The organism is Nonlabens antarcticus (genome assembly GCF_015356755.1).
Lineage (GTDB): Bacteria > Bacteroidota > Bacteroidia > Flavobacteriales > Flavobacteriaceae > Nonlabens > Nonlabens antarcticus.
Window position 1 is genome coordinate 1 of sequence record NZ_JADFCO010000057.1, and the last position, 19,957, is coordinate 19,957.

A 19,957-nucleotide genomic window follows, 5' to 3' on the forward strand; every position below is an offset into this window, starting at 1 on the left:
CTTACCTTTCCGAACAGAGAAGTTAAGCCCATTTGCGCAGATGGTACTGCTATTGGTGGGAGAGTATGTCGCCGCCTTCTTTAATGATCCCCCAACCTAACGGTTGGGGGATTTTTTTGTTAATGCCAGTTCCTAATCCATAAACCGGAACCGTTGGAACGATCATTAGCTTCTGAATCTAGCTCTTAAATCCGTGGTTACAGTGATCTTTTTGGATGGTAGTATCTTATCACATTCTTGATACAATAGGTCATTCCCTATTATCTAGCAATTTTTATTCGGATCAATTACAAAAATGATTAGGGTTTGTATTTAATGCAAACTAATAGTTAATCTCACTAATCGAAATATTGATTTGTTAGTTTACTAAATTCTCTACCTTCACATTGTACTGTTCGAATCACGTATTTGTACATTATAAGTTCAATATTTACATTGATCTTTCATAAAAAAAAACAACCGTACCAACCGTCAATGTATCTGATTTAAAGCCGGTTTAATATATTACTTAATTAGGTGTTGATTGTTGTAGACAAGAGTATCATTAGCCGGAAGCCATGACGCATCCTTCCATTAATAGAGTAGTTTGCCTGGTTCTACCTTGGCGAGCATGCCCCTGAAAAGACGGATTAATACTATTTGTTTAAACAAAAAATAATAAATCATACCGAAATGCTCGAGAGATCCGTCAAGAACTTATTGGAGTATGAGTATTGTAGTCCTGAATTTATGATAAAAGGCTTTTCGAGTTGAACTTATGTCGCGAGATAATCTATAAATAGATATGGATGGCGAAGAAGTGCAATCATCGAGACTATACACAATATAAGCAGCTCTATTGGCGATTTCATCATCAGGATAGAAGATAGGAGCGTGGTAATATGGAGTAAAGCTTTTACGGTACCAATAACAATCAAAGACCCAAAAGGGTTGAATACCGTTCAATAAGAGGAAATATTGAATTGAACCTGATGATGGTTGACAAGTTGATCCGATTGTCCATGATCCATAAGCTACCCGACAAGAATGCGGAAGAGGCACGTTATGGGATAAACGAGAGGTTGGGCAATTTCACCAGGGCCTGGATAATGAAGGCCATCTTTATTAATGGAAAGCAGTTTGCAAATCTTATCGGATATCACTTTAGCTGAATCAAAAGACTTAATTCACGATCGTACACGCTGATGGTAGGGAAACCATCGAAAATATAATTGTATAATTAGAAGGTTCTTTTAAAATAATCCATAAATAGGAAAAGTCTCAAGCTAGATGATAGCCATGTTCAAGTCATAAGTGCAACTGGCCAAGTTGATTTTAATTTTTCTATTGGACTAATGTATCCAAATTTCCTGACTCTTCTATTATTAATCATTCTTTCGATCTCTCTGATCCTTGCCTGACTGATTAGGTTCAGGTCAGTCCTTTTGGGCAGGAACCTTCTTATTAGTCCTATTCGGTTCTCGACGGTTCCCTTGTCCTGAGAGGTGTACGGCCTCGTAAAATAGGTCTTGACCCCATGTTTTTCAGCTATTCCCTCGTGTTTGGAGAACTCCTTTCCATTATCAAAGGTCATGGTTTTTATCCAGCTGCTTCCCATGCGCGTTATCCGATCGTTGATTATCTTTTCAACCACGGATGAGTCCTTGCAACTTAAAAAGTCAAGCGTCGTTATAAGTGTTGTCCTTTCTGTCATGACCAGAAGGGCTGACTTATGATCCTTTCCCATCATAAGGTCGACTTCCACATCTCCAAGTCTTTCACGTTTGTCGACAACCTTTGGACGGTCCTCTATCGATGTCCTGTTTTTTATCGTTCCCCTTGTGTTCCTGTAGTTCCCGCGTTTGAAGCGCCGCCTGCCATGCCTCAGGAAGGGGTACAGATCCCTGTAGGCTATGTCTTCTTTGCGGTGGCTTTTCTTGGAATCCCAGATCCATTGGTAGATGCACTCCAGCGAGACCCCCTCAACATCCATGAAACTCCATTCCACCGCGATGAGCTCTGGACTCAGCTGCTCCTTCCGCAGCCACGAGGCTGCTTGATCCTTTAGCTCTTTGGTCAGTTTGATCGCCTTTGCCTTTGAACCATGCCTGGTCTTAGTCTTTTCTACAGCTAGACGTGGTACATATATACCTGCGTGGAGGCCTCGACTACCAATGTTACGCTTGAGCTCACGACCGATTGTACTCTTGTGGACACCTATGATCCCAGCGATCTCTCTCCTGTTCTTTCCTGCCTCCAGCAACGCACCTATTTGGTATCTTTGCTCAAGGCCTAGTTGTCTATATTTTTTCACAAAACAAATTTAGCACTTGGCCAATCACTTGGAGGCTAGCCTCCAAGTGATTTTAATTTGAGTTGCACTTATGTGTTGAACTTAGAATAAACCAAATAGAAAGATTATTGAATTAATGACAGAAAAGAAAGTTAGCTACAAAAATCCCATTGAGAATCTATAAGATAGATGTGTTTCATAAATGGATTCAACACTGTAATTTATGAACGTTCAGTTGCACTCAGATATACTTGACAGTATAATCTTAGTGTGCTTTATAAGTACTCAAATTAGTTAGCTTTCGCGCAAGCGAAAAGACGTTATTCCTATGCCAATAATTTTAGTTGCTATAAACTCTTATTGGTTGACTTTTTAATAGTGAGTATCTTAAGTAAAGCTCGAGAATCGACTGGCTGTGTCGACAATCCAATTTGATTGCTTTTTTTGGACTAAACGCAGTAATTGATATTTTTTTACTAATGATAAATCGTAAATCTGCATCTATCTCATTAGGAGTTTCTGCAACTAAAATTAGTTCTATTCGTTAGCTATTTTCCTCCAATTATCAATAAACCTATTTTATTCAATTAATATTGCTTCAAAGAAGTCTAGAAGAAATTGAGAACGAGAAAAAAAATAGTTCAAATCTGCATAGAGTCTTTTGATTAAATTCAACGGGTAATCTTATTTTAGGAGCTTGTAACTAACTAACAGAAACTTATGAGCATGAATCTAAAACCTCAAAATAATCTAATCCCGGTATTGATTATTGCTGGACTATTTTTCATTTTCGGTTTTGTAACTTGGATCAATGGGGCTCTTATCCCGTTTATGAAAACGATCAATGAACTTACGGAGACACAATCATATCTAGTAGCATCTGCTTCCTATATTTCATTTGTAGTTATGGCGTTACCCGCTTCATATATTTTGAATAAAATAGGATATCGTAAGGGAATGTCTCTAGGGTTATTCGTCATGGCAGTGGGAGCTTTGATTTTTATTCCTGCTGCGGAAGCTAGAACATACTGGGTGTTTTTAGCTGGAATATTCATTCAAGGAATGGGGATGACTATTTTACAAACAGCCGCTAATCCATATATTACCATACTAGGGCCTATTGAAAGTGGTGCAAAACGTATTGCAATAATGGGAATTGCAAATAAAACAGCTGGGGCGTTGGGGTCTTTAGTTTTTGGTGCCATACTTCTTTCTGGTATTGATGCTGTTCAAGAACAGCTTACAACGGCCTCAGAATCGGAAAAAACGTTGCTGTTAGATACCATGGCAGATAGTGTTTTCATACCATATATAATTATGGCATTTGTTCTGGCAATATTAGGAATACTTATCAGGAAGGCTCCTCTTCCACATGTAGAGCCTATTGCATTAGAGGAAGTTAATAATGGAACCACGACTAAAAAGTCAATATTTCAATTCCCACATTTATGGTTGGGTGTTTTGGCTTTATTCGTTTACGTTGGTGCAGAAGTGATCGCTGGTGATACCATAATCTCCTACGGCATATCTTTAGGAATCCCGGCTACGGAAGCAAAGTTCTTCACCACGTACACCTTGATGGCAATGGTTGCTACTTATGCTGTAGGTGTATTTTTAATACCGAAATATGTGAAGCAAAAAACGGCATTAATTGCTAGTGCGCTTTTAGGGATTGTCTTCAGTATTTTGGTTCTTTCCACAACAGGGTTTACATCGGTATTATTTGTTGCTGCTTTGGGAATTGCAAATGCATTAGTCTGGCCAGCGATATGGCCATTGACCTTAGATGGTCTTGGTAGACATACTAAAACAGCGTCTGCGCTATTAATCATGGCTATTTCTGGAGGAGCGATAATACCGCCATTGTATGGTAGAATAGTGGATAGTAATAGGCTCGATTTAATAAATTCCGGCGTTAACGATGCAGCATCCGTCGGGAGTGCTTCCACAGATGGTTATTGGATTTTGATTCCATGTTATTTAATCATTCTGTTTTTTGCAGTATGGGGACACAAAATGAAAGGTACTCAAAGGAAATCTCAAGTTAATTATTAGAAGAGTTAACTGATAAAGAGAGTTCACGTCGTTTCGAATCCTAATGAAATTAATAGTTATCGAATGCAATTGGCCCAAACCTGGTTGGAGTAAAACTTAAAGACTCAGAAAATTTAACTTAGCTATTTTAAAATAACTCAACTTCCATACTTAACTAAAAAACTAAATAAAAAAAAGCTCAAGAATTCTCATTCTTGAGCTTTTTTAGATAGTTAACTAAACTAAATTAGTTGACGTGTTTTCTCAGTTTCATAAGTGAGCTAACGATTTAGACCGACGTTTAAATTACTGTTTTTTAAAATAATCTCAAGGTTAAATCGCAGCGTTCTCGTATTAATTGTCACTACGCAAATATGGGATATCCAGAAGTAAACGCTGAAACCTCTTCACCGATTTTCTCCAGCTTATCTGCATCATTTGAATTCATAATTACATCATCAATCCAGCCGGCTATTTTATCCATTTTATCTGCTTCCATACCGCGAGTGGTAATGGCAGCAGTTCCTATTCTTATACCGCTGGTGACAAACGGTGATTCCGTATCAAATGGGACCATGTTTTTATTTACCGTAATATGACTGTGACCTAAAGCAATTTCGGCATCTTTTCCAGTAATATTTTTGTTGCGCAAATCAATCAACATCATATGATTGTCTGTTCCATCAGATATGATATTGTAGCCTTTCGCCATGAGCGAGCTAGCTAGAGCCGCTGCATTTTTTTTAGTTTGAACAGTGTAATGTAAAAAATCATCTTGAAGCGCTTCTTCAAAGGCAACAGCTTTGGCAGCTATAATGTGCATTAATGGACCGCCTTGATTTCCAGGAAATACAGCACTATTTAACAAGCTGGACATCATTTTAAGATTCCCGTTTTTCAATTTTTGACCAAACGGATTCTCAAAATCGGTTCCCATTATAATCAAACCACCTCGTGGTCCTCGTAATGTCTTGTGGGTAGTTGTCGTACATATATGCGCATGTTCTACAGCATCCTGCAATAATCCTTTGGCGATGAGACCAGCTGGATGAGCAATATCTGCTAATAAAATAGCATCTACTGAGTCTGCGATATCGCGGAATCGTTTATAATCGATTTCTCTGCTGTATGCTGATGCACCAGCGATGAGGACTTTAGGTCGCTCTTTTTCCGCTATCTCTTGTATTTTATCATAATCCAATAAACCGGTTTCTTTTTCAACACCATAAAATGAAGTCTCGTAAAGTTTTCCAGAAAAATTCACAGGGGAGCCGTGGGTTAAATGTCCACCGTGGGAAAGATCAAAACCTAGAATTTTATCACCAGGATTTAAGCATGCATGAAAAACTGCCGTATTTGCTTGGCTTCCAGAATGTGGTTGAACATTTACATATTCTGCATTGAATAATAATTTAGCTCTTTCAATGGCAATATTCTCCACTTGATCCACGATCTCGCAGCCACCATAATATCTTTTTCCTGGGTATCCTTCTGCATATTTATTAGTTAGAATTGAACCAGCTGCCTTCATTACATTTTCACTTACGTAATTTTCGCTTGCTATTAGTTCCAGTCCAGAAACTTGGCGTTCCCCTTCTAGTTCGATTAGATCAAATATTTCGTTATCCATTGCTGCCATTTGTGATAAATTTAAATACAAAAATACATTACAAGACCTATGTTAGTATGAAGGAATGATATATTTGATCATTACTTTTTAACAACCTAAAAACGACTCATGCCTAAACTCACCAATCACCCAAATCGAACCTCATGGATAGGTTATAGCCAGGATTCTCATTTTCCTATTCAAAACATTCCATTTGGAGTTTTTTTAACTAGAGAAAATGTAATTACCATAGGAACACGCATAGGAGATCATGCTATCGATTTAGGTGCTTTACAAGAGTTGGGCTATTTTGACAATGTGCCGTTGACTGACGATATGTTCATGCAAGACACGCTCAATGATTTCATTTCTGATGGAAAGAAAACATGGAGGTTAGTGCGCAATAGAATTGGCGAGATTTTTAATAAGGAAAATGCAGAGCTGCGTGATCACAAAGAACATCGCAACCGTATTATATTTCATATTGATGATGTAGAAATGCAATTGCCAGTTCAAATAGGAGATTATACAGACTTCTATAGCAGTAAGGAACATGCTACAAATGTGGGAACCATGTTTCGTGATCCTGAGAATGCATTGTTGCCTAACTGGTTGCACATGCCAGTTGCATACCACGGCAGGTCCAGCTCGATAGTTCCATCAGGCATCCCTATTCACAGACCACAGGGACAGCAGCTTCCTAAGGATTCTGATACACCCGTTTTCGGCCCCTCAAACTCTCTTGATTTTGAGTTAGAAATGGCATTCATAACCACAGATGCTAATAATTTAGGTCAGCCTATTCCAGTTGAGAAGGCAGAGGACTTCATTTTTGGAATGGTGTTATTTAATGACTGGAGTGCGCGGGATATTCAAAAATGGGAGTATGCTCCTTTAGGTCCGTTTTTGGGAAAAAACTTTGCCAGTTCCATGAGTCCTTGGATCGTGACTATGGATGCTTTAGAGCCTTTCCGTTGTGCTGGTCCAGAACCAGAGCAACCGGTTATGGATTACCTCAAGCAAAACGGCAAGAAATCATTTGATATCCATCTAGAAGTAGATATAACACCGGAAAACGGAAAACCTACGACGGTCTCTAAATCAAATTTTAAACACTTATACTGGAGCATGTCCCAGCAACTTGCACACCACACAATCAATGGCTGCCGTGTGATTAGTGGTGATATGATGGGTAGTGGTACAATTTCTGGTCCTACTGCTGACAGCTATGGCTCCATGCTGGAATTGAGCTGGGGCGGCGAGAAACCTGTGAAATTGAATGATGGATCAGAACGTAAATTCATCAATGATCAAGATACGGTTACCATGAGAGGTTACTGTCACAACGGTCCTATCCGCATAGGGTTTGGTGAAGTTAAGAATAAGATTTTACCAGTTTATCAGTCTAAATCTAAGCCGAAAACTATTAAATAGCTTGTTGAACGTTTCGCTTTCGCGAAAGCGTAATATCCTCAAATAATTCTACACCATTCACTCCATTAAATTAATGAGTACCTCCAAAATTCCATACCAGCGTTTGAGATATTTTTCAAACCTAATTAAGGATTATCTGGATCAAAAAGATTCTGTTAGTAGCCTGTATCATCGTTTCCCTAATCTTGAAAATTTCAAGGATCAGATAAATGAGAAATCTAAACAGCATAATCTATCAACCCAACGACAGGTTTTAAAAAATGCTTTAGTAGATCAATATAAAACTATAAAAGATGCAGATGCAACTCTAGAAAACATCAGTCTATTAGAGGATGAGAAGACTTTTACAATTACTACAGGTCATCAATTAAATCTTTTTACTGGACCGCTTTACTTTTTATACAAGATAATTAGTACGATTAATTTATGTAAAACACTCTCTGAGGAATATCCAGAAAATAACTTTGTGCCAGTGTACTGGATGGCGACGGAAGATCATGATTTTGATGAAATTAAATATTTTAATTTTGGTGAGCGCAAATTGGTTTATGATCGCCAGAGTAGCGGTGCTGTGGGAAGACTAGAAACAAACGGCCTAGATCAAGTGCGAGAACAATTACAATTGTTACTAGGTTCTTCTAGACATGCAGCGGACTTAATCCAGCTCTTCACCGATTCTTATAAGGAGAATAATCTTGCAAATGCTACTAGATTCCTTGCACATGAATTATTCAAAAATGATGGACTGGTCATAATTGATGCTGATGATGTAAAACTCAAGCAGCTAGCCATTCCCTTCTTTAAAACCGAATTGCAACATCAAGAATCCTACAAACAGGTTTCTAAAACCCTGGAAAACTGGAATGCTAATTATAAAGTTCAAGTCAACCCGAGAGAGATCAACCTGTTTTATTTGACGGATAATGATCGTTACCGCATTATAAAAAAAGACGGTCAATTTTTTCTCGATGGTAATGATCAAGTTTTCTCACAAAAAGAGATTTTACAGGAGTTGAAAATGCATCCAGAGCGTTTTTCTCCTAATGTCATCATGCGTCCTTTATACCAGGAAATTATTTTACCCAACTTATGTTACATAGGCGGTGGCGGTGAGATTGCATATTGGCTGGAGTTAAAGGATTATTTTGAGTCTCAAGAAATTCCGTTTCCGGTATTGTTGCTGCGTAATTCAGCATTATTGATCGATAGCAAACAGCTGGGAAAACTGAAAAAATTAGACCTTATTCCAGAAGATCTATTTCAAAAAAGTTTTGAGTTAGAAGTACAGATTGTTAATAAGGTTTCAGAAATAGAAATAGACTTTGCATCTCAAAAAGAATTCCTCAAAAAACAGTTTGAAGAATTGTACACAGTAGCACAACAAACAGATCCCTCATTTAAAGGTGCCGTAGGAGCTCAAGAACGCAAACAAATTAAAGGATTAGAGCATCTAGAAAAGAGATTATTAAAAGCTCAGAAACATAAGTGGAGCGACCACACCAGCCGTGCACTTAAGATCCAGCACGAATTGTTTCCCTCTGATAGTCTTCAAGAACGACAAGCAAACTTCTCTTACTATTATAAAGATTATGGACCTGAGTTGCTTGATATTTTGAAAGATTCATTGAATCCGCTGGAGTTTGATTTTACGGTTATCGAGCTGTGAGAAGTTCATTTATGTTTTTTGATAACTGCCTGTTAAGGAAACGTCTCTTTTTTATTTATTAAAGTAAATTTGCGCATGCAAAACAGTGTCTTAATTCTAGATTTCGGATCCCAGTACACACAGCTTATCGCCAGACGTGTGAGAGAGCTCAACGTTTATTGCGAGATCCATCCATTCCATAAAGTTCCTGAAGATTTATCTCCGTTTAAAGCGGTAATCTTATCAGGAAGTCCATTTTCTGTTCGTGCAGACGATGCACCACACCCAGATTTGAGTAAAATTAAAGGAAAATTGCCCTTATTGGGAGTTTGTTATGGAGCACAATATTTAGCCCATTTTCATGGTGGTAAAGTTGCTCCATCGAGCACTAGAGAATACGGCCGTGCAAATCTTACCATTATTAAAGATGCCGAAGCACTTTTTGAAAATATTACCGAGAATTCTCAAGTCTGGATGTCGCACAGTGATACCATTAAAGACTTACCAGAAAATGCTGTAACTCTTGCGAGTACTCAAGAAGTGATCAACGCAGCATATAGAATCGATGGTGAAGAAACCTATGGAATTCAATTCCATCCAGAGGTTTATCACAGCACAGACGGGAAGCAATTACTACACAATTTCTTAATCGAGATTTCTGGTTTGAAGCCTGACTGGACTCCAGGTGCATTTGTAGATATGACCGTTTCAGAATTACAAGAGAAGATAGGTGATGATAAGGTCGTTCTAGGATTGAGTGGTGGCGTGGACTCTAGTGTTGCTGCTATTTTATTGCATAAGGCTATAGGCAAGAACTTGTATTGCATATTTGTAAACAATGGTTTGCTGCGCAAGAATGAATTTGACGAGGTCTTGCATCAGTATAAGGACATGGGATTGAACGTGAAAGGTGTTGACGCCACGGCACGATTTATGGATGCCCTAAAAGGATTAGAAGATCCAGAGTTAAAACGCAAGGCGATAGGTCGGGTTTTTATTGAAGTTTTCGATGATGAAGCCCATGCGATTGAGAATGTTACCTTTTTGGCGCAAGGAACGATTTACCCAGACGTCATAGAAAGCATATCTGTAAACGGCCCTAGTGCAACCATTAAATCGCATCATAATGTAGGTGGTTTGCCAGATTACATGAAATTGAAAATTGTTGAACCATTGCGCATGCTATTTAAAGATGAAGTGCGCCGCGTGGGAGCAGAAATGGATATGGCACCTAATCTCTTAGGCCGTCATCCCTTCCCAGGACCAGGACTTGCGATACGAATTTTAGGCGATGTAGATCAAGAGAAAGTACGCTTGCTTCAAGAGGCAGATGCGATTTTTATCGCAAACTTAAAGAAGTGGGAATTATATGATAAAGTGTGGCAAGCCGGTGCAATATTGCTTCCTGTGAATTCAGTAGGAGTGATGGGTGATGAGCGTACTTATGAAAAATGTATTGCGTTGAGAGCAGTGGAAAGTACAGATGGTATGACCGCAGATTGGGTGGATTTACCGCATAAATTTTTGCAGGATACCAGCAACGAGATAATAAATAAAGTGAAAGGCGTTAATAGAGTGGTGTATGACATCAGCTCTAAACCGCCAGCAACCATTGAATGGGAATAAAATGATACGATATATTGCAGTAATTCTGATAGTTTGTTTCGCTTTCGCGAAAGCGAACTCTTCCATCTTACAAAGCTATGAGCGACATAAGGTTGAACAAGGCGACACTATTTATAAGATCGTAAATAAATATAATATTACAGCAGAACAGTTGATGGAACTCAACCCAGATCTTAAAATGGGTTTAAAGTCAGGAGCTGTTTTATTGATTCCTAAGTCTAATAAAATCCTTACAACCAGAACTGTCGAACGGTACGAAGTTCACAAAGTAAATCGTAAGGAAACTCTCTACACTCTTGCTAAAGAGTACGGTGTGACGGTTATGGATATTAAGGAGGCCAATAAAAAGCTGTATTCAGAATCCTTGCAAAAAGGAGATAAAATTCAGATTCCAGTTTTTTCACCTTCATCTTATTCTAATGTTTCAGACATAGGTTCTTCTCCTAATCAAAAGGATTTGCCACCGGGAAAATACAGAGTTGAGAAATCTGAAGGCAGGTATAGGGTAGCAAAAAAGCACAACATTTCAATCGACATATTAAATGATCTCAATCGAGATGTGGACGAGTTGAAGGAGGGAATGGTATTAAATGTTCCTTATGAATTAGAGGAATCTATAAAACCGGTAATCATCGCACCAGTTAAAAAAGATAAGGAACCAGTTGTTAAATCTAAGGAAACGACTAAAGAAGATAAGAATACAAATCCCGATGGGAAGTACAGGGAATATGAGGTGCCAGCCAAAATGACCATGTACAGCCTGAAAAAAATGACAGGACTTTCTAAAGATGCATTAGAGGATTTGAATCCAGAACTTAAGGAAGGTGTGCGATCAGGAATGATTTTACGTTTACCTGTAAATGTTGTGAAGGAAAATGACAGGTATTTAGTATCGAACAAATCAGCAAAGTATGCACGACTGGTAGACAGTATACGCAACTACAAGAATCAGCGCATTGCCGTCATGTTGCCATTTTCTGCTAGGGGCGCTTCAAATGGGAATTATAGTGAATTGCTAAAAGGAAGCCGCACCGTAAGAATTGCTACTGACTTTTATAGTGGGATGATGATTGCTAGAGACTCTGCAAGAACATTGGGGATAACTGTAGATTATGACATATACGATACAGGTAATAATGAAAATACATCTGTAGGAATAATTAAGAACAATGACTTTAAGAAATACAACAGTGTTATAGGTCCATTAATGGCAAAAAATGTAACAGCAGTCGCTAGGGAGCTGAGGGATGATGATATTCCTGTAGTGTCCCCATTGACTAATGTATCTTTTGGCAATTCAGAAAACAGACTCTATAAGAATTTATTTCAAGCGCGTCCAGATGATAAATTTTTAATGGAGCGTCTTAAAAATTACTTGATAGGATTTGCTAAAGGAAAAAATGTAATTATAGTAACAGATAATACGGAGCCAGGATTGAAACAACAATTTGCGCCACTGTTCCCTAATGCTAAAATTCTTTATCCAGATAAAAAAAATTATATATCTAGTAGCAAATACACGGGAGCATTAAGTAAAGAACAAAAAAACGTCGTTATTCTTGCGGCAAATCACATTACCTTTTTAACTGGTGCCGTATCTAATTATGCTGCCAAAGCAAGGTCTTATGATATCACCATGGTGGGAATGAATGATTATGATAATGTGAGTATTAATAATATGAGCCTCGCTGCGGTAAATTACACGTTTCCTAAAATGAACCGCAATACAAGTAGTGAGAATGTTTTTGCGAGTCATTACTTTAAAAAACATGGAATCACACCTAGTGAGTTTGCTACAAGAGGGTTTGATGTTACTATGGATGTTATCTTACGCCAGGCAAGTGCAGACAATTTATATGAAAGCGCTATGCGCAATGGTAAAACGATAATGGTTGAAAACAGTTTTGAATATAACAAGAGATTCTTTGCTGGTTTTTATAACGAAGCCAGTTATATTTTAAGATTCAAGCCAGACTTGAGTATTGAAGAAGTTGAAGACTATCAAAAAAACTAATTCTATGACCTCACAAGTAACATATTTAGGTGATCTAAGGTGCGCTTCCAAACATGTAAAAAGCGGTGACGTTTTTCATACAGATGCACCCACAGATAACAACGGTAAAGGAGAGGCGTTCTCTCCCACTGACACCATAGCTACTGGTCTGGCAAGTTGCATGCTAACGGTTATGGGGATAAAAGCACAGGATTTAGAAATTGATATTTCTTCTAGTAGTGCAAACGTCATCAAAACTATGTCTGCAGATCCACGCCGCATATCTAAAATTGAAATAGCGTTTGATATGAAGGGAAATTGCGATAAGCGCACGCAACTTATTTTAGAACGGGTAGGTCAAACTTGTCCCGTTATGAATAGTCTACATCCAGATATTGAAAAAAAGATCTCATTCACCTGGAATTAATCTTCTAGCGGTTTGGTCGCCTATTTTTTGTAAGAATCCCCTAATTTAAAACCAGGTTAGGGGATTCTTATTTAAATAGCTCACAGATTGCGGCAAAATTAAAAATTAGCCACTGCAGAATTCTCGATTTTTAGCTCCTCATAGATTCTTAATTTACTGGTAAAATAAGTACTTTTGCAGCTGGTTTTTCAAAAGCGGAAGCGGTCTATGGCACATGCAAAGTATATTTTTGTTACAGGTGGAGTTACTTCCTCATTAGGAAAGGGGATTATCGCTGCATCGCTAGCAAAACTGCTGCAAGCGAGAGGTTTGCGAGTGACGATACAAAAGCTAGATCCATACATAAATGTTGATCCTGGTACCTTGAATCCCTACGAGCATGGAGAATGTTATGTAACTGAAGACGGTGCAGAAACAGATCTTGATTTAGGTCACTACGAGCGTTTTCTTAATGTTAATACTTCACAAGCTAACAATGTGACTACCGGTCGCATTTATCAGAGCGTGATTGAGAAGGAACGACGCGGTGAATTTCTAGGAAAAACTGTTCAGGTAATTCCTCATATTACGGATGAAATTAAACATCGCATTCAAAAGCTAGGGAAATCCGGTGATTATGATGTTGTGATTACAGAAATAGGGGGAACGGTAGGTGATATTGAATCACTTCCTTATATAGAAAGTGTACGCCAGTTGAAATGGGAATTAGGCGATCGCAATTCTTTAGTCATCCATCTTACGCTTGTTCCCTATCTAAAAGCTGCGGGAGAATTAAAGACAAAACCAACCCAGCACAGTATTAAAACACTTATGGAAAGCGGTGTTCAGGCAGATATTCTTGTATGCCGCACAGAACATGAGCTTTCTGAAGATATTAGAATGAAATTAGCCCGTTTTTGCAACGTAAAATTAGAGGCTGTTATACAATCGATAGATGTTGAAACCATCTATGATGTTCCTAATAAAATGCTGGAACAAGGTCTTGACACGGTTGTCATTAAAAAGATGTTGCTGCGCACTGGTGATACACCAGATCTAACTAACTGGAATAAATTTCTAAAACGCCATAAAAACCCTAAGTCTGAGATTACGATAGGCTTAATAGGCAAATACGTCGAGTTGCAGGATTCCTATAAATCAATTTTAGAGTCTTTCATTCATGCAGGAGCAGAAAATGAAGTGAGTGTTAAAATAGAATCAATTCATAGTGAGCATCTTGAGATAGATCAATTGAAGGAACATTTATCACATCTGGATGGAGTTCTTGTGGCGCCGGGATTCGGCGAGCGTGGGATAGCAGGGAAAATAGAAGCCGTGCGATATGCTCGTGAAAAAGGAATTCCGTTTTTCGGGATCTGTTTAGGTATGCAAATGGCTGTTATTGAATACAGTCGTAATGTTCTAGGTCTAGAAGATGCAAATAGCGTTGAGATGGATCCTAAGACGAGTAATCCTGTTATATCTTTAATGGAAGATCAAAAAGATATTCTTGATATGGGAGGCACGATGCGTTTAGGTGCATGGGATTGCGAACTTAAATCTGGAAAGATTAAAGAGATTTACAAGCAATCCATGATCTCAGAACGTCATAGGCACCGTTATGAATTTAACAATGAGTATCTGGAACGACTGGAAAATGCAGGATTAAAAAGCACCGGTATCAACCCTAAATCTGGACTTGTAGAAGTAATTGAGATTCCAGATCATCCCTGGTTTATAGGTGTACAATATCATCCAGAATATAAAAGTACCGTTGCAAAACCACATCCATTATTTGTATCATTTGTGGCTGCAGCGGCAAAGTTTAAAAAAGGAAGAAAGTAAGGAGTTCGCTTTCGCGAAAGCGAAATTTATAAGCACTCCGCTACATATTTTAAGTTAAGGCTCATTAGAGCATATTCACCCGAGAGTGGGTTTTATTATGGAAGAAAAAAAGACAGACTGGAAAACCATACTGGGCATGACGCTGATTTTTGCGATTTTGATGCTCACATTTGTTTACAATCAAGAGGAAGAGCCGCCGGTTGACCAGAAAGCAGAAACAGTTCAAATAGAAGATGATGTCGCTACAGTTCCTGCCGTAGAACAGCCTGTTGATACCGTTCAAGATTCTACCACAACATTTCAAAAACAGAGTTCTGTAGGAGAGGAAATAATGCTTTCCAATCAGTTATTAGACCTGAAATTCAATACGAAAGGTGGTTACATTACAGAGGCTCACCTTAAGAAGTTTCATACTTACGATTCCCTACCAGTTTATCTGGCAAAGAAAAACGACCATGTTTTTGACCTAATACTCACAGCAAAAGACGGTCGGAAAATTCATACAAAAGACCTAATTTTTACGCCCACGGAAACGACAAATGGGGCTAATAAAGTCTTAACGCTTAAAGCTCCAGTGGGATCTGGTTCTATCGAGTATAGATTTGAAATGGAGCCTGATGATTATATGCTTGATTTCAATATCAAGTCAGAAGGTATTGCAAACGCCATAAACACTTCTGACAATGCGGTGATCGACTGGCAAATGAAAGCTTACAGACGTTCTCAAAGTATGTCTAATGAGAACCGTTATACAGAGATCAAGTTTGAGTACGATGGTGGTAGTGATGACTACACAGGGCAAGGAGAAAATGCTGATGAAGAAGAGGAAAATGTAAGTTATGTTGCGTATAAGCAACACTTTTTCTCTTCAATTCTATTGACTGATACTCCATTTGTGAGTGGACTGATGAAATCAAAAAACATTGAAAGTATCAATGAAAATCAGGATACTTTTACTAAAGAGTTTGAGTCGCAGTTACAATTAGAATACACGGGTGGTGAACTGGCCTATAATATGGACTGGTATTTTGGCCCTACAGATTTTGCTATACTGGATGAATATGGTCGCAACCTAGATGAGGTTGTGGATTTAGGATGGGGTATTTTCGGTTGGATTAACGAGTTTGCGATCCGTCCGGCTTTTACATTTTTTACCGTTGATCTAGGTATTGCATACGGTCTTGCAATTATTCTTCTTACAATCTGTGTAAGATTAGTACTATCGCCTGTGTTATATAAGAGTTACCTGACTCAGGCTAAAATGAAGATCCTGCGCCCAGAGCTCAACCGCATTGCAGAAAAGTATAAGGATAATGCAATGAAAAAGCAGCAGGAAACTATGAAGGTTCAAAGTGAATCTGGTGCAAGCCCGTTGTCGGGATGTTTACCAGCCTTACTTCAAATGCCCGTTTTCTTTGCGCTATTTAAGTTTTTCCCTACTGCATTTGATTTACGTCAGAAGAGTTTCTTGTGGGCAAATGACTTGTCAAGTTATGATGCTATCTACACTTTTTCTGATGGTTTTAAAATTCCATTTTACGGTGACCACATCAGTTTATTCCCAATTTTAGCTTCTATTTCCATATTCTTTTATATGCAAATGACGACGGGACAGACGATGCAAACGCCGCAGCCTGGAATGCCTAACATGAAATTTATCATGTACCTATCGCCGTTGTTCATGCTTGTGTTCTTTAACAATTATGCTAGTGGACTTTCATTGTATTACTTCATTTCTAACCTAATTACCATAGGTATTATGCTGGTTATTAAGAATTTTATTATCGATAAGGATCGAGTGCTTGCAAAAATCGAAAAAGCGAAATCAAAACCTAAGAAAAAGAAAGGCCTCTTTGCAACAAAAATGGCATCCATAATGGAGCAGGCTCAAGCGCAGCAAGAAGCACAGAAAAAAGGGAAGTAGCTTTAATTTGGATTCAATACTCAAAGCAAATTAAAACCTAATAGGAAATAGTCCTTATAATGATCTTAACGAATGAGTGTACTTGATAAGTATCTTCCTACTATAGCGGTCAAACCACTGACTGCTTTATTAGAAAACCATCAAGTGCATTTAAAGATTGTCAATGAGCGGCAAACACGTCATGGAGATTATCGACCATTGCCAGATGGGTCTCATAAAATCACGATCAATTCAAACCTGAATTCATACCGGTTTCTGATTACCTTAGTGCATGAAATAGCACATTTAGTGGCTTTTAAAAAATATGGATATCGCATCAAACCACATGGAGTAGAGTGGAAGCGTACCTTTCAACAGTTGATGCTCCCCTTCTTGCGACCTGAGATTTTTCCCATGGATTTGTTACCTTTTCTAGCAAGACATTTTAGAAATCCTAAGGCTAGCAGCGATACTGATGCAGCCATGAGCGTTGCCTTAAAATCCTATGACCCGCCGACGAATAAAATCTATATATTTGAGTTAGAGCTAGGCGCCTACTTTCTGACTAAAGAAGGGCGCAGATTTCAGAGAGGAAAGAAGTTGCGCAAGCGCTACGAATGCATGGAAGTGGATACTGGTAAAATGTATGTTTTCCAACCTAATGTCCACGTTCAATTATGGAAAAATCTATGAATAATAAATTTGCAGTAATTATGGCTGGCGGTGTGGGATCCCGTTTCTGGCCTGTCAGCAAACAGTCCTTCCCAAAGCAATTCCACGACATGCTGGGTCTGGGAAGTTCTTTGTTACAGATTACTTTTGACCGCTTAAAGAAACAGGTTCCTGCAGATCAAATTTTAATTCTTACAAACACAGACTACATCCACCTGGTCAAAGAACAGTTGCCTGAGGTAATGATAGAAAATATAGTGGCAGAACCAGCGATGCGCAATACCGCTCCCTGCATTTTATTAGCTGCCTTAAAAATTCAAAAAAGAATTCCTAGTGCCATTATGATTGTTGCTCCTAGCGACACTTTTGTGGAAAATGATGATCAATTTCAGCAAGATCTCACAACGGCTTTTCAGTATTGTGAACAGCATCCAGAATCATTAATGACAATGGGTGTGGAGCCAGATTCTCCCAACACAGGTTTTGGATATATTGAATACATAGCTTCTGATAGTACGGTAAAAAAGGTAAATCAATTCCGTGAAAAGCCGGATTTTGAAACGGCAAAAAAATATGTCGATGCGGGAAATTTCTTGTGGAATTCTGGAACTTTTATCTGGTCAGTGGATGCTGTAGTTTCTGCTTTCGCGAAAGCGGAACCAGAGTTATATAAGCTGTTTATTAACGGAGTTAAATTTTACAATGAACCTGGAGAAAAAATATTCCTAGCGGAAAATTATCCAAAAGCTAAAAATATTTCTATTGATTATGCCATTATGGAACGCAGCACTCATGTGTATGTTTTGCCAGTAGATTTTGGGTGGAATGACGTAGGAACATGGGGTAGCCTTTATGAAAGACTCGACAAAGATCAACAAGAGAATGCGGTAGTTAATGCAGATCTAAGTTCAGAAACTTCCAGCGGGAATATGATACGTACAGCGAAGGGAAAAAAAGTAATCATCAAAGACTTAAACGATTATATCATCGTTGATGAAGATGATGTTTTGATGATTATACCTAAAACGGCAGATCAAGATATTAAGGATATAAGAAATGAGGCGATGAATAAATATGGTAATTTGATAGGCTAATGGATGAAAAGCCACACGACGATGCTCAACTAGAAGGGAATCAAAAATCCATTTTAGGTATTTGGGATAATACAAAAGAGTTTTTACATGGACTCTTAGATATACGGGAAGATTCTGATCGCAATGAAACGATAGAATCTGTTCGCAAGGATATTTCTTTTCAAGGTCACAATGCATGGATTCTAGTTTTTTCCATATTTGTGGCATCCATAGGGCTCAATGTAGGATCTACCGCGGTTGTGATAGGTGCGATGTTAATATCACCACTTATGGGACCGATAGTGGGAATGGGTCTAGGTGTTGCAATTAATGATGGACGTATGTTGCGCCGGTCATTAATTAACCTGGGCGTAATGGTGGTTTTATCACTTATCACTGCCACTTTATATTTTATGCTTACTCCTATATCAGAGCTTACACCAGAGCTGGAAGCTAGAACTTATCCAACCATCCTAGATGTTCTTGTTGCCATTTTTGGGGGACTCGCTCTTATAGTTGCAAAGGCAAAAAAAGGTACGATTTCAAATGCTATTGCTGGGGTTGCGATCGCTACAGCTTTGATGCCGCCACTTTGTACGGCCGGTTATGGTATTGCTGAGGGTAATTTAGAATACTTCAGTGGCGCTATGTATTTGTTCTCCATAAACACCGTCTTTATAGGGCTTTCTACTTTTGTGGTTTGTAAAATGCTGCGCTTCCCGATGGTTAAATATGCCAACCAAAAGCAACGAAGAAAGGTTTCAATTATAGCAACAATCGTGGGTGTTCTCGTTCTGACTCCATCTGTTTATTTATTCGTACAACTCTATCAGTTACAAGTGCAGAGTACTGCTGTAAATTCATTCATGAAAGATTATGTCCAGTATGATGGAATGAGGGCTACCAAAGAATTAGATCTTGATAAACGACAGGTAGATATAGTCCTCTTTGGAGCAGCTGTTCCCGATGATATTATAAAGCAATGGAAGGCTCATTTTGCGTCGGATGAGAAATTAGCTAATCTGACTCCGGTTTTTTATCAAGGTTCAGGACCAGCATTGGACGGGAGTTATGGCGATATAACAGCAATTCAGGAAGATAGAATCAACGACATAAAGTTATTGCAGGACCAAGGTCAAAAGATCTATAATTTAGAGAAGGAGTTGTTGAGTATTAAACAATCAAATAAAGAGTTCAAGAATATAAGTGAAGAGGCCCTGTTGCTGTATCCAGAGCTTAAAACTATTGCTTATGCTCCTAATATTACTAGAAAATATGACAGTGATAAAATGGACACTGTTGACGTTTTTACCGTCAATTATAAGGAAGATGCAGGAGGTGCTGTGGAAAGAACCTCGATCAACAAGCGATTGGGTAAATGGCTCAAGTATAGAATCCAGTCGGATAGTGTTAGGGTACAAACCGCTCAAGCAAGCAATCCTTAA

General features: G+C 38.5%; 13 protein-coding genes and 1 rRNA gene. 12 read left to right on the forward strand and 2 right to left on the reverse strand.

What is annotated here, in order from left to right; translation table 11 throughout:
- Nucleotides 1-80 (forward strand): 5S ribosomal RNA (gene rrf / locus IQ282_RS15115); the annotation flags it as partial.
- Between the two features lie 1,202 nt (nucleotides 81-1,282).
- Here the strand turns inward: rrf and IQ282_RS00765 are convergent.
- Nucleotides 1,283-2,293 carry an IS30 family transposase gene (locus IQ282_RS00765; RefSeq protein WP_194850041.1) on the reverse strand — a complete coding sequence of 337 codons (1,011 nt, stop codon included), beginning with the start codon at nucleotides 2,291-2,293 and terminating at the stop codon, nucleotides 1,283-1,285.
- Between the two features lie 699 nt (nucleotides 2,294-2,992).
- On the opposite strand from IQ282_RS00765, the gene IQ282_RS00770 reads away from it, so the two are divergent.
- The gene (locus tag IQ282_RS00770) at nucleotides 2,993-4,327 is read left to right on the forward strand and encodes a sugar MFS transporter (protein ID WP_194850042.1); all 1,335 of its coding nucleotides are present in this window, start codon (nucleotides 2,993-2,995) and stop codon (nucleotides 4,325-4,327) included.
- Nucleotides 4,328-4,670: 343 nt separating this feature from the next.
- Here the strand turns inward: IQ282_RS00770 and glyA are convergent, their stop codons facing one another.
- Nucleotides 4,671-5,945, reverse strand: a complete 1,275-nt coding sequence (glyA, locus tag IQ282_RS00775) for a serine hydroxymethyltransferase (RefSeq protein ID WP_194850043.1) — start codon at nucleotides 5,943-5,945, stop codon at nucleotides 4,671-4,673.
- 99 nt (nucleotides 5,946-6,044) lie between these two features.
- On the opposite strand from glyA, the gene fahA reads away from it, so the two are divergent.
- The 10 genes from fahA to IQ282_RS00825 all read left to right on the forward strand — a co-directional run bounded on the left by fahA (nucleotide 6,045) and on the right by IQ282_RS00825 (nucleotide 19,957).
- Nucleotides 6,045-7,349 (forward strand): fumarylacetoacetase, encoded by a 1,305-nt coding sequence (fahA, locus tag IQ282_RS00780; protein ID WP_194850044.1) that lies wholly within the window; start codon nucleotides 6,045-6,047, stop codon nucleotides 7,347-7,349.
- 73 nt (nucleotides 7,350-7,422) lie between these two features.
- Complete coding sequence (gene bshC, locus IQ282_RS00785; RefSeq protein ID WP_194850045.1) at nucleotides 7,423-9,015, forward strand: bacillithiol biosynthesis cysteine-adding enzyme BshC; 1,593 nt, start codon at nucleotides 7,423-7,425, stop codon at nucleotides 9,013-9,015.
- Nucleotides 9,016-9,090: 75 nt separating this feature from the next.
- Entirely contained in the window at nucleotides 9,091-10,620 is a 1,530-nt protein-coding gene (gene guaA / locus IQ282_RS00790; RefSeq protein ID WP_194850046.1) for a glutamine-hydrolyzing GMP synthase, read from the forward strand.
- On the forward strand, nucleotides 10,577-12,634 hold the full coding sequence (locus IQ282_RS00795) for a LysM peptidoglycan-binding domain-containing protein (RefSeq protein ID WP_194850047.1): 2,058 nt from the start codon (nucleotides 10,577-10,579) through the stop codon (nucleotides 12,632-12,634). The genes guaA and IQ282_RS00795 overlap by 44 nt, the downstream gene beginning before the upstream one ends.
- A gap of 4 nt (nucleotides 12,635-12,638) precedes the next feature.
- Nucleotides 12,639-13,040, forward strand: a complete 402-nt coding sequence (locus IQ282_RS00800) for an OsmC family protein (protein WP_194850048.1) — start codon at nucleotides 12,639-12,641, stop codon at nucleotides 13,038-13,040.
- A gap of 207 nt (nucleotides 13,041-13,247) precedes the next feature.
- Nucleotides 13,248-14,864 (forward strand): CTP synthase, encoded by a 1,617-nt coding sequence (locus IQ282_RS00805; protein ID WP_194850049.1) that lies wholly within the window; start codon nucleotides 13,248-13,250, stop codon nucleotides 14,862-14,864.
- 97 nt (nucleotides 14,865-14,961) lie between these two features.
- Nucleotides 14,962-16,788 (forward strand): membrane protein insertase YidC, encoded by a 1,827-nt coding sequence (yidC, locus tag IQ282_RS00810; RefSeq protein WP_194850050.1) that lies wholly within the window; start codon nucleotides 14,962-14,964, stop codon nucleotides 16,786-16,788.
- Between the two features lie 72 nt (nucleotides 16,789-16,860).
- Nucleotides 16,861-17,460: a SprT-like domain-containing protein gene (locus IQ282_RS00815; protein WP_194850051.1), complete on the forward strand. Its 600-nt coding sequence runs from the start codon at nucleotides 16,861-16,863 to the stop codon at nucleotides 17,458-17,460.
- Nucleotides 17,457-18,533 carry a mannose-1-phosphate guanylyltransferase gene (locus IQ282_RS00820; protein ID WP_194850052.1) on the forward strand — a complete coding sequence of 359 codons (1,077 nt, stop codon included), beginning with the start codon at nucleotides 17,457-17,459 and terminating at the stop codon, nucleotides 18,531-18,533. The genes IQ282_RS00815 and IQ282_RS00820 overlap by 4 nt, the downstream gene beginning before the upstream one ends.
- On the forward strand, nucleotides 18,533-19,957 hold the full coding sequence (locus tag IQ282_RS00825) for a TIGR00341 family protein (RefSeq protein ID WP_194850053.1): 1,425 nt from the start codon (nucleotides 18,533-18,535) through the stop codon (nucleotides 19,955-19,957). Before IQ282_RS00820 ends, IQ282_RS00825 begins: the two co-directional genes overlap by 1 nt.

What these genes read in the sequence shown, in the direction of transcription:
- IQ282_RS00820 (WP_194850052.1), top strand. Translation starts at nt 17,457, where the DNA reads ATGAATAATAAATTTGCAGTAATTATGGCTGGCGGTGTGGGATCCCGT.
- IQ282_RS00815 (WP_194850051.1), top strand. Translation starts at nt 16,861, where the DNA reads ATGAGTGTACTTGATAAGTATCTTCCTACTATAGCGGTCAAACCACTG.
- IQ282_RS00825 (WP_194850053.1), top strand. Translation starts at nt 18,533, where the DNA reads ATGGATGAAAAGCCACACGACGATGCTCAACTAGAAGGGAATCAAAAA.
- bshC (WP_194850045.1), top strand. Translation starts at nt 7,423, where the DNA reads ATGAGTACCTCCAAAATTCCATACCAGCGTTTGAGATATTTTTCAAAC.
- IQ282_RS00770 (WP_194850042.1), top strand. Translation starts at nt 2,993, where the DNA reads ATGAGCATGAATCTAAAACCTCAAAATAATCTAATCCCGGTATTGATT.
- yidC (WP_194850050.1), top strand. Translation starts at nt 14,962, where the DNA reads ATGGAAGAAAAAAAGACAGACTGGAAAACCATACTGGGCATGACGCTG.
- IQ282_RS00795 (WP_194850047.1), top strand. Translation starts at nt 10,577, where the DNA reads ATGACATCAGCTCTAAACCGCCAGCAACCATTGAATGGGAATAAAATG.
- glyA (WP_194850043.1), bottom strand. Translation starts at nt 5,945, where the DNA reads ATGGCAGCAATGGATAACGAAATATTTGATCTAATCGAACTAGAAGGG.
- IQ282_RS00805 (WP_194850049.1), top strand. Translation starts at nt 13,248, where the DNA reads ATGGCACATGCAAAGTATATTTTTGTTACAGGTGGAGTTACTTCCTCA.
- fahA (WP_194850044.1), top strand. Translation starts at nt 6,045, where the DNA reads ATGCCTAAACTCACCAATCACCCAAATCGAACCTCATGGATAGGTTAT.
- guaA (WP_194850046.1), top strand. Translation starts at nt 9,091, where the DNA reads ATGCAAAACAGTGTCTTAATTCTAGATTTCGGATCCCAGTACACACAG.
- IQ282_RS00800 (WP_194850048.1), top strand. Translation starts at nt 12,639, where the DNA reads ATGACCTCACAAGTAACATATTTAGGTGATCTAAGGTGCGCTTCCAAA.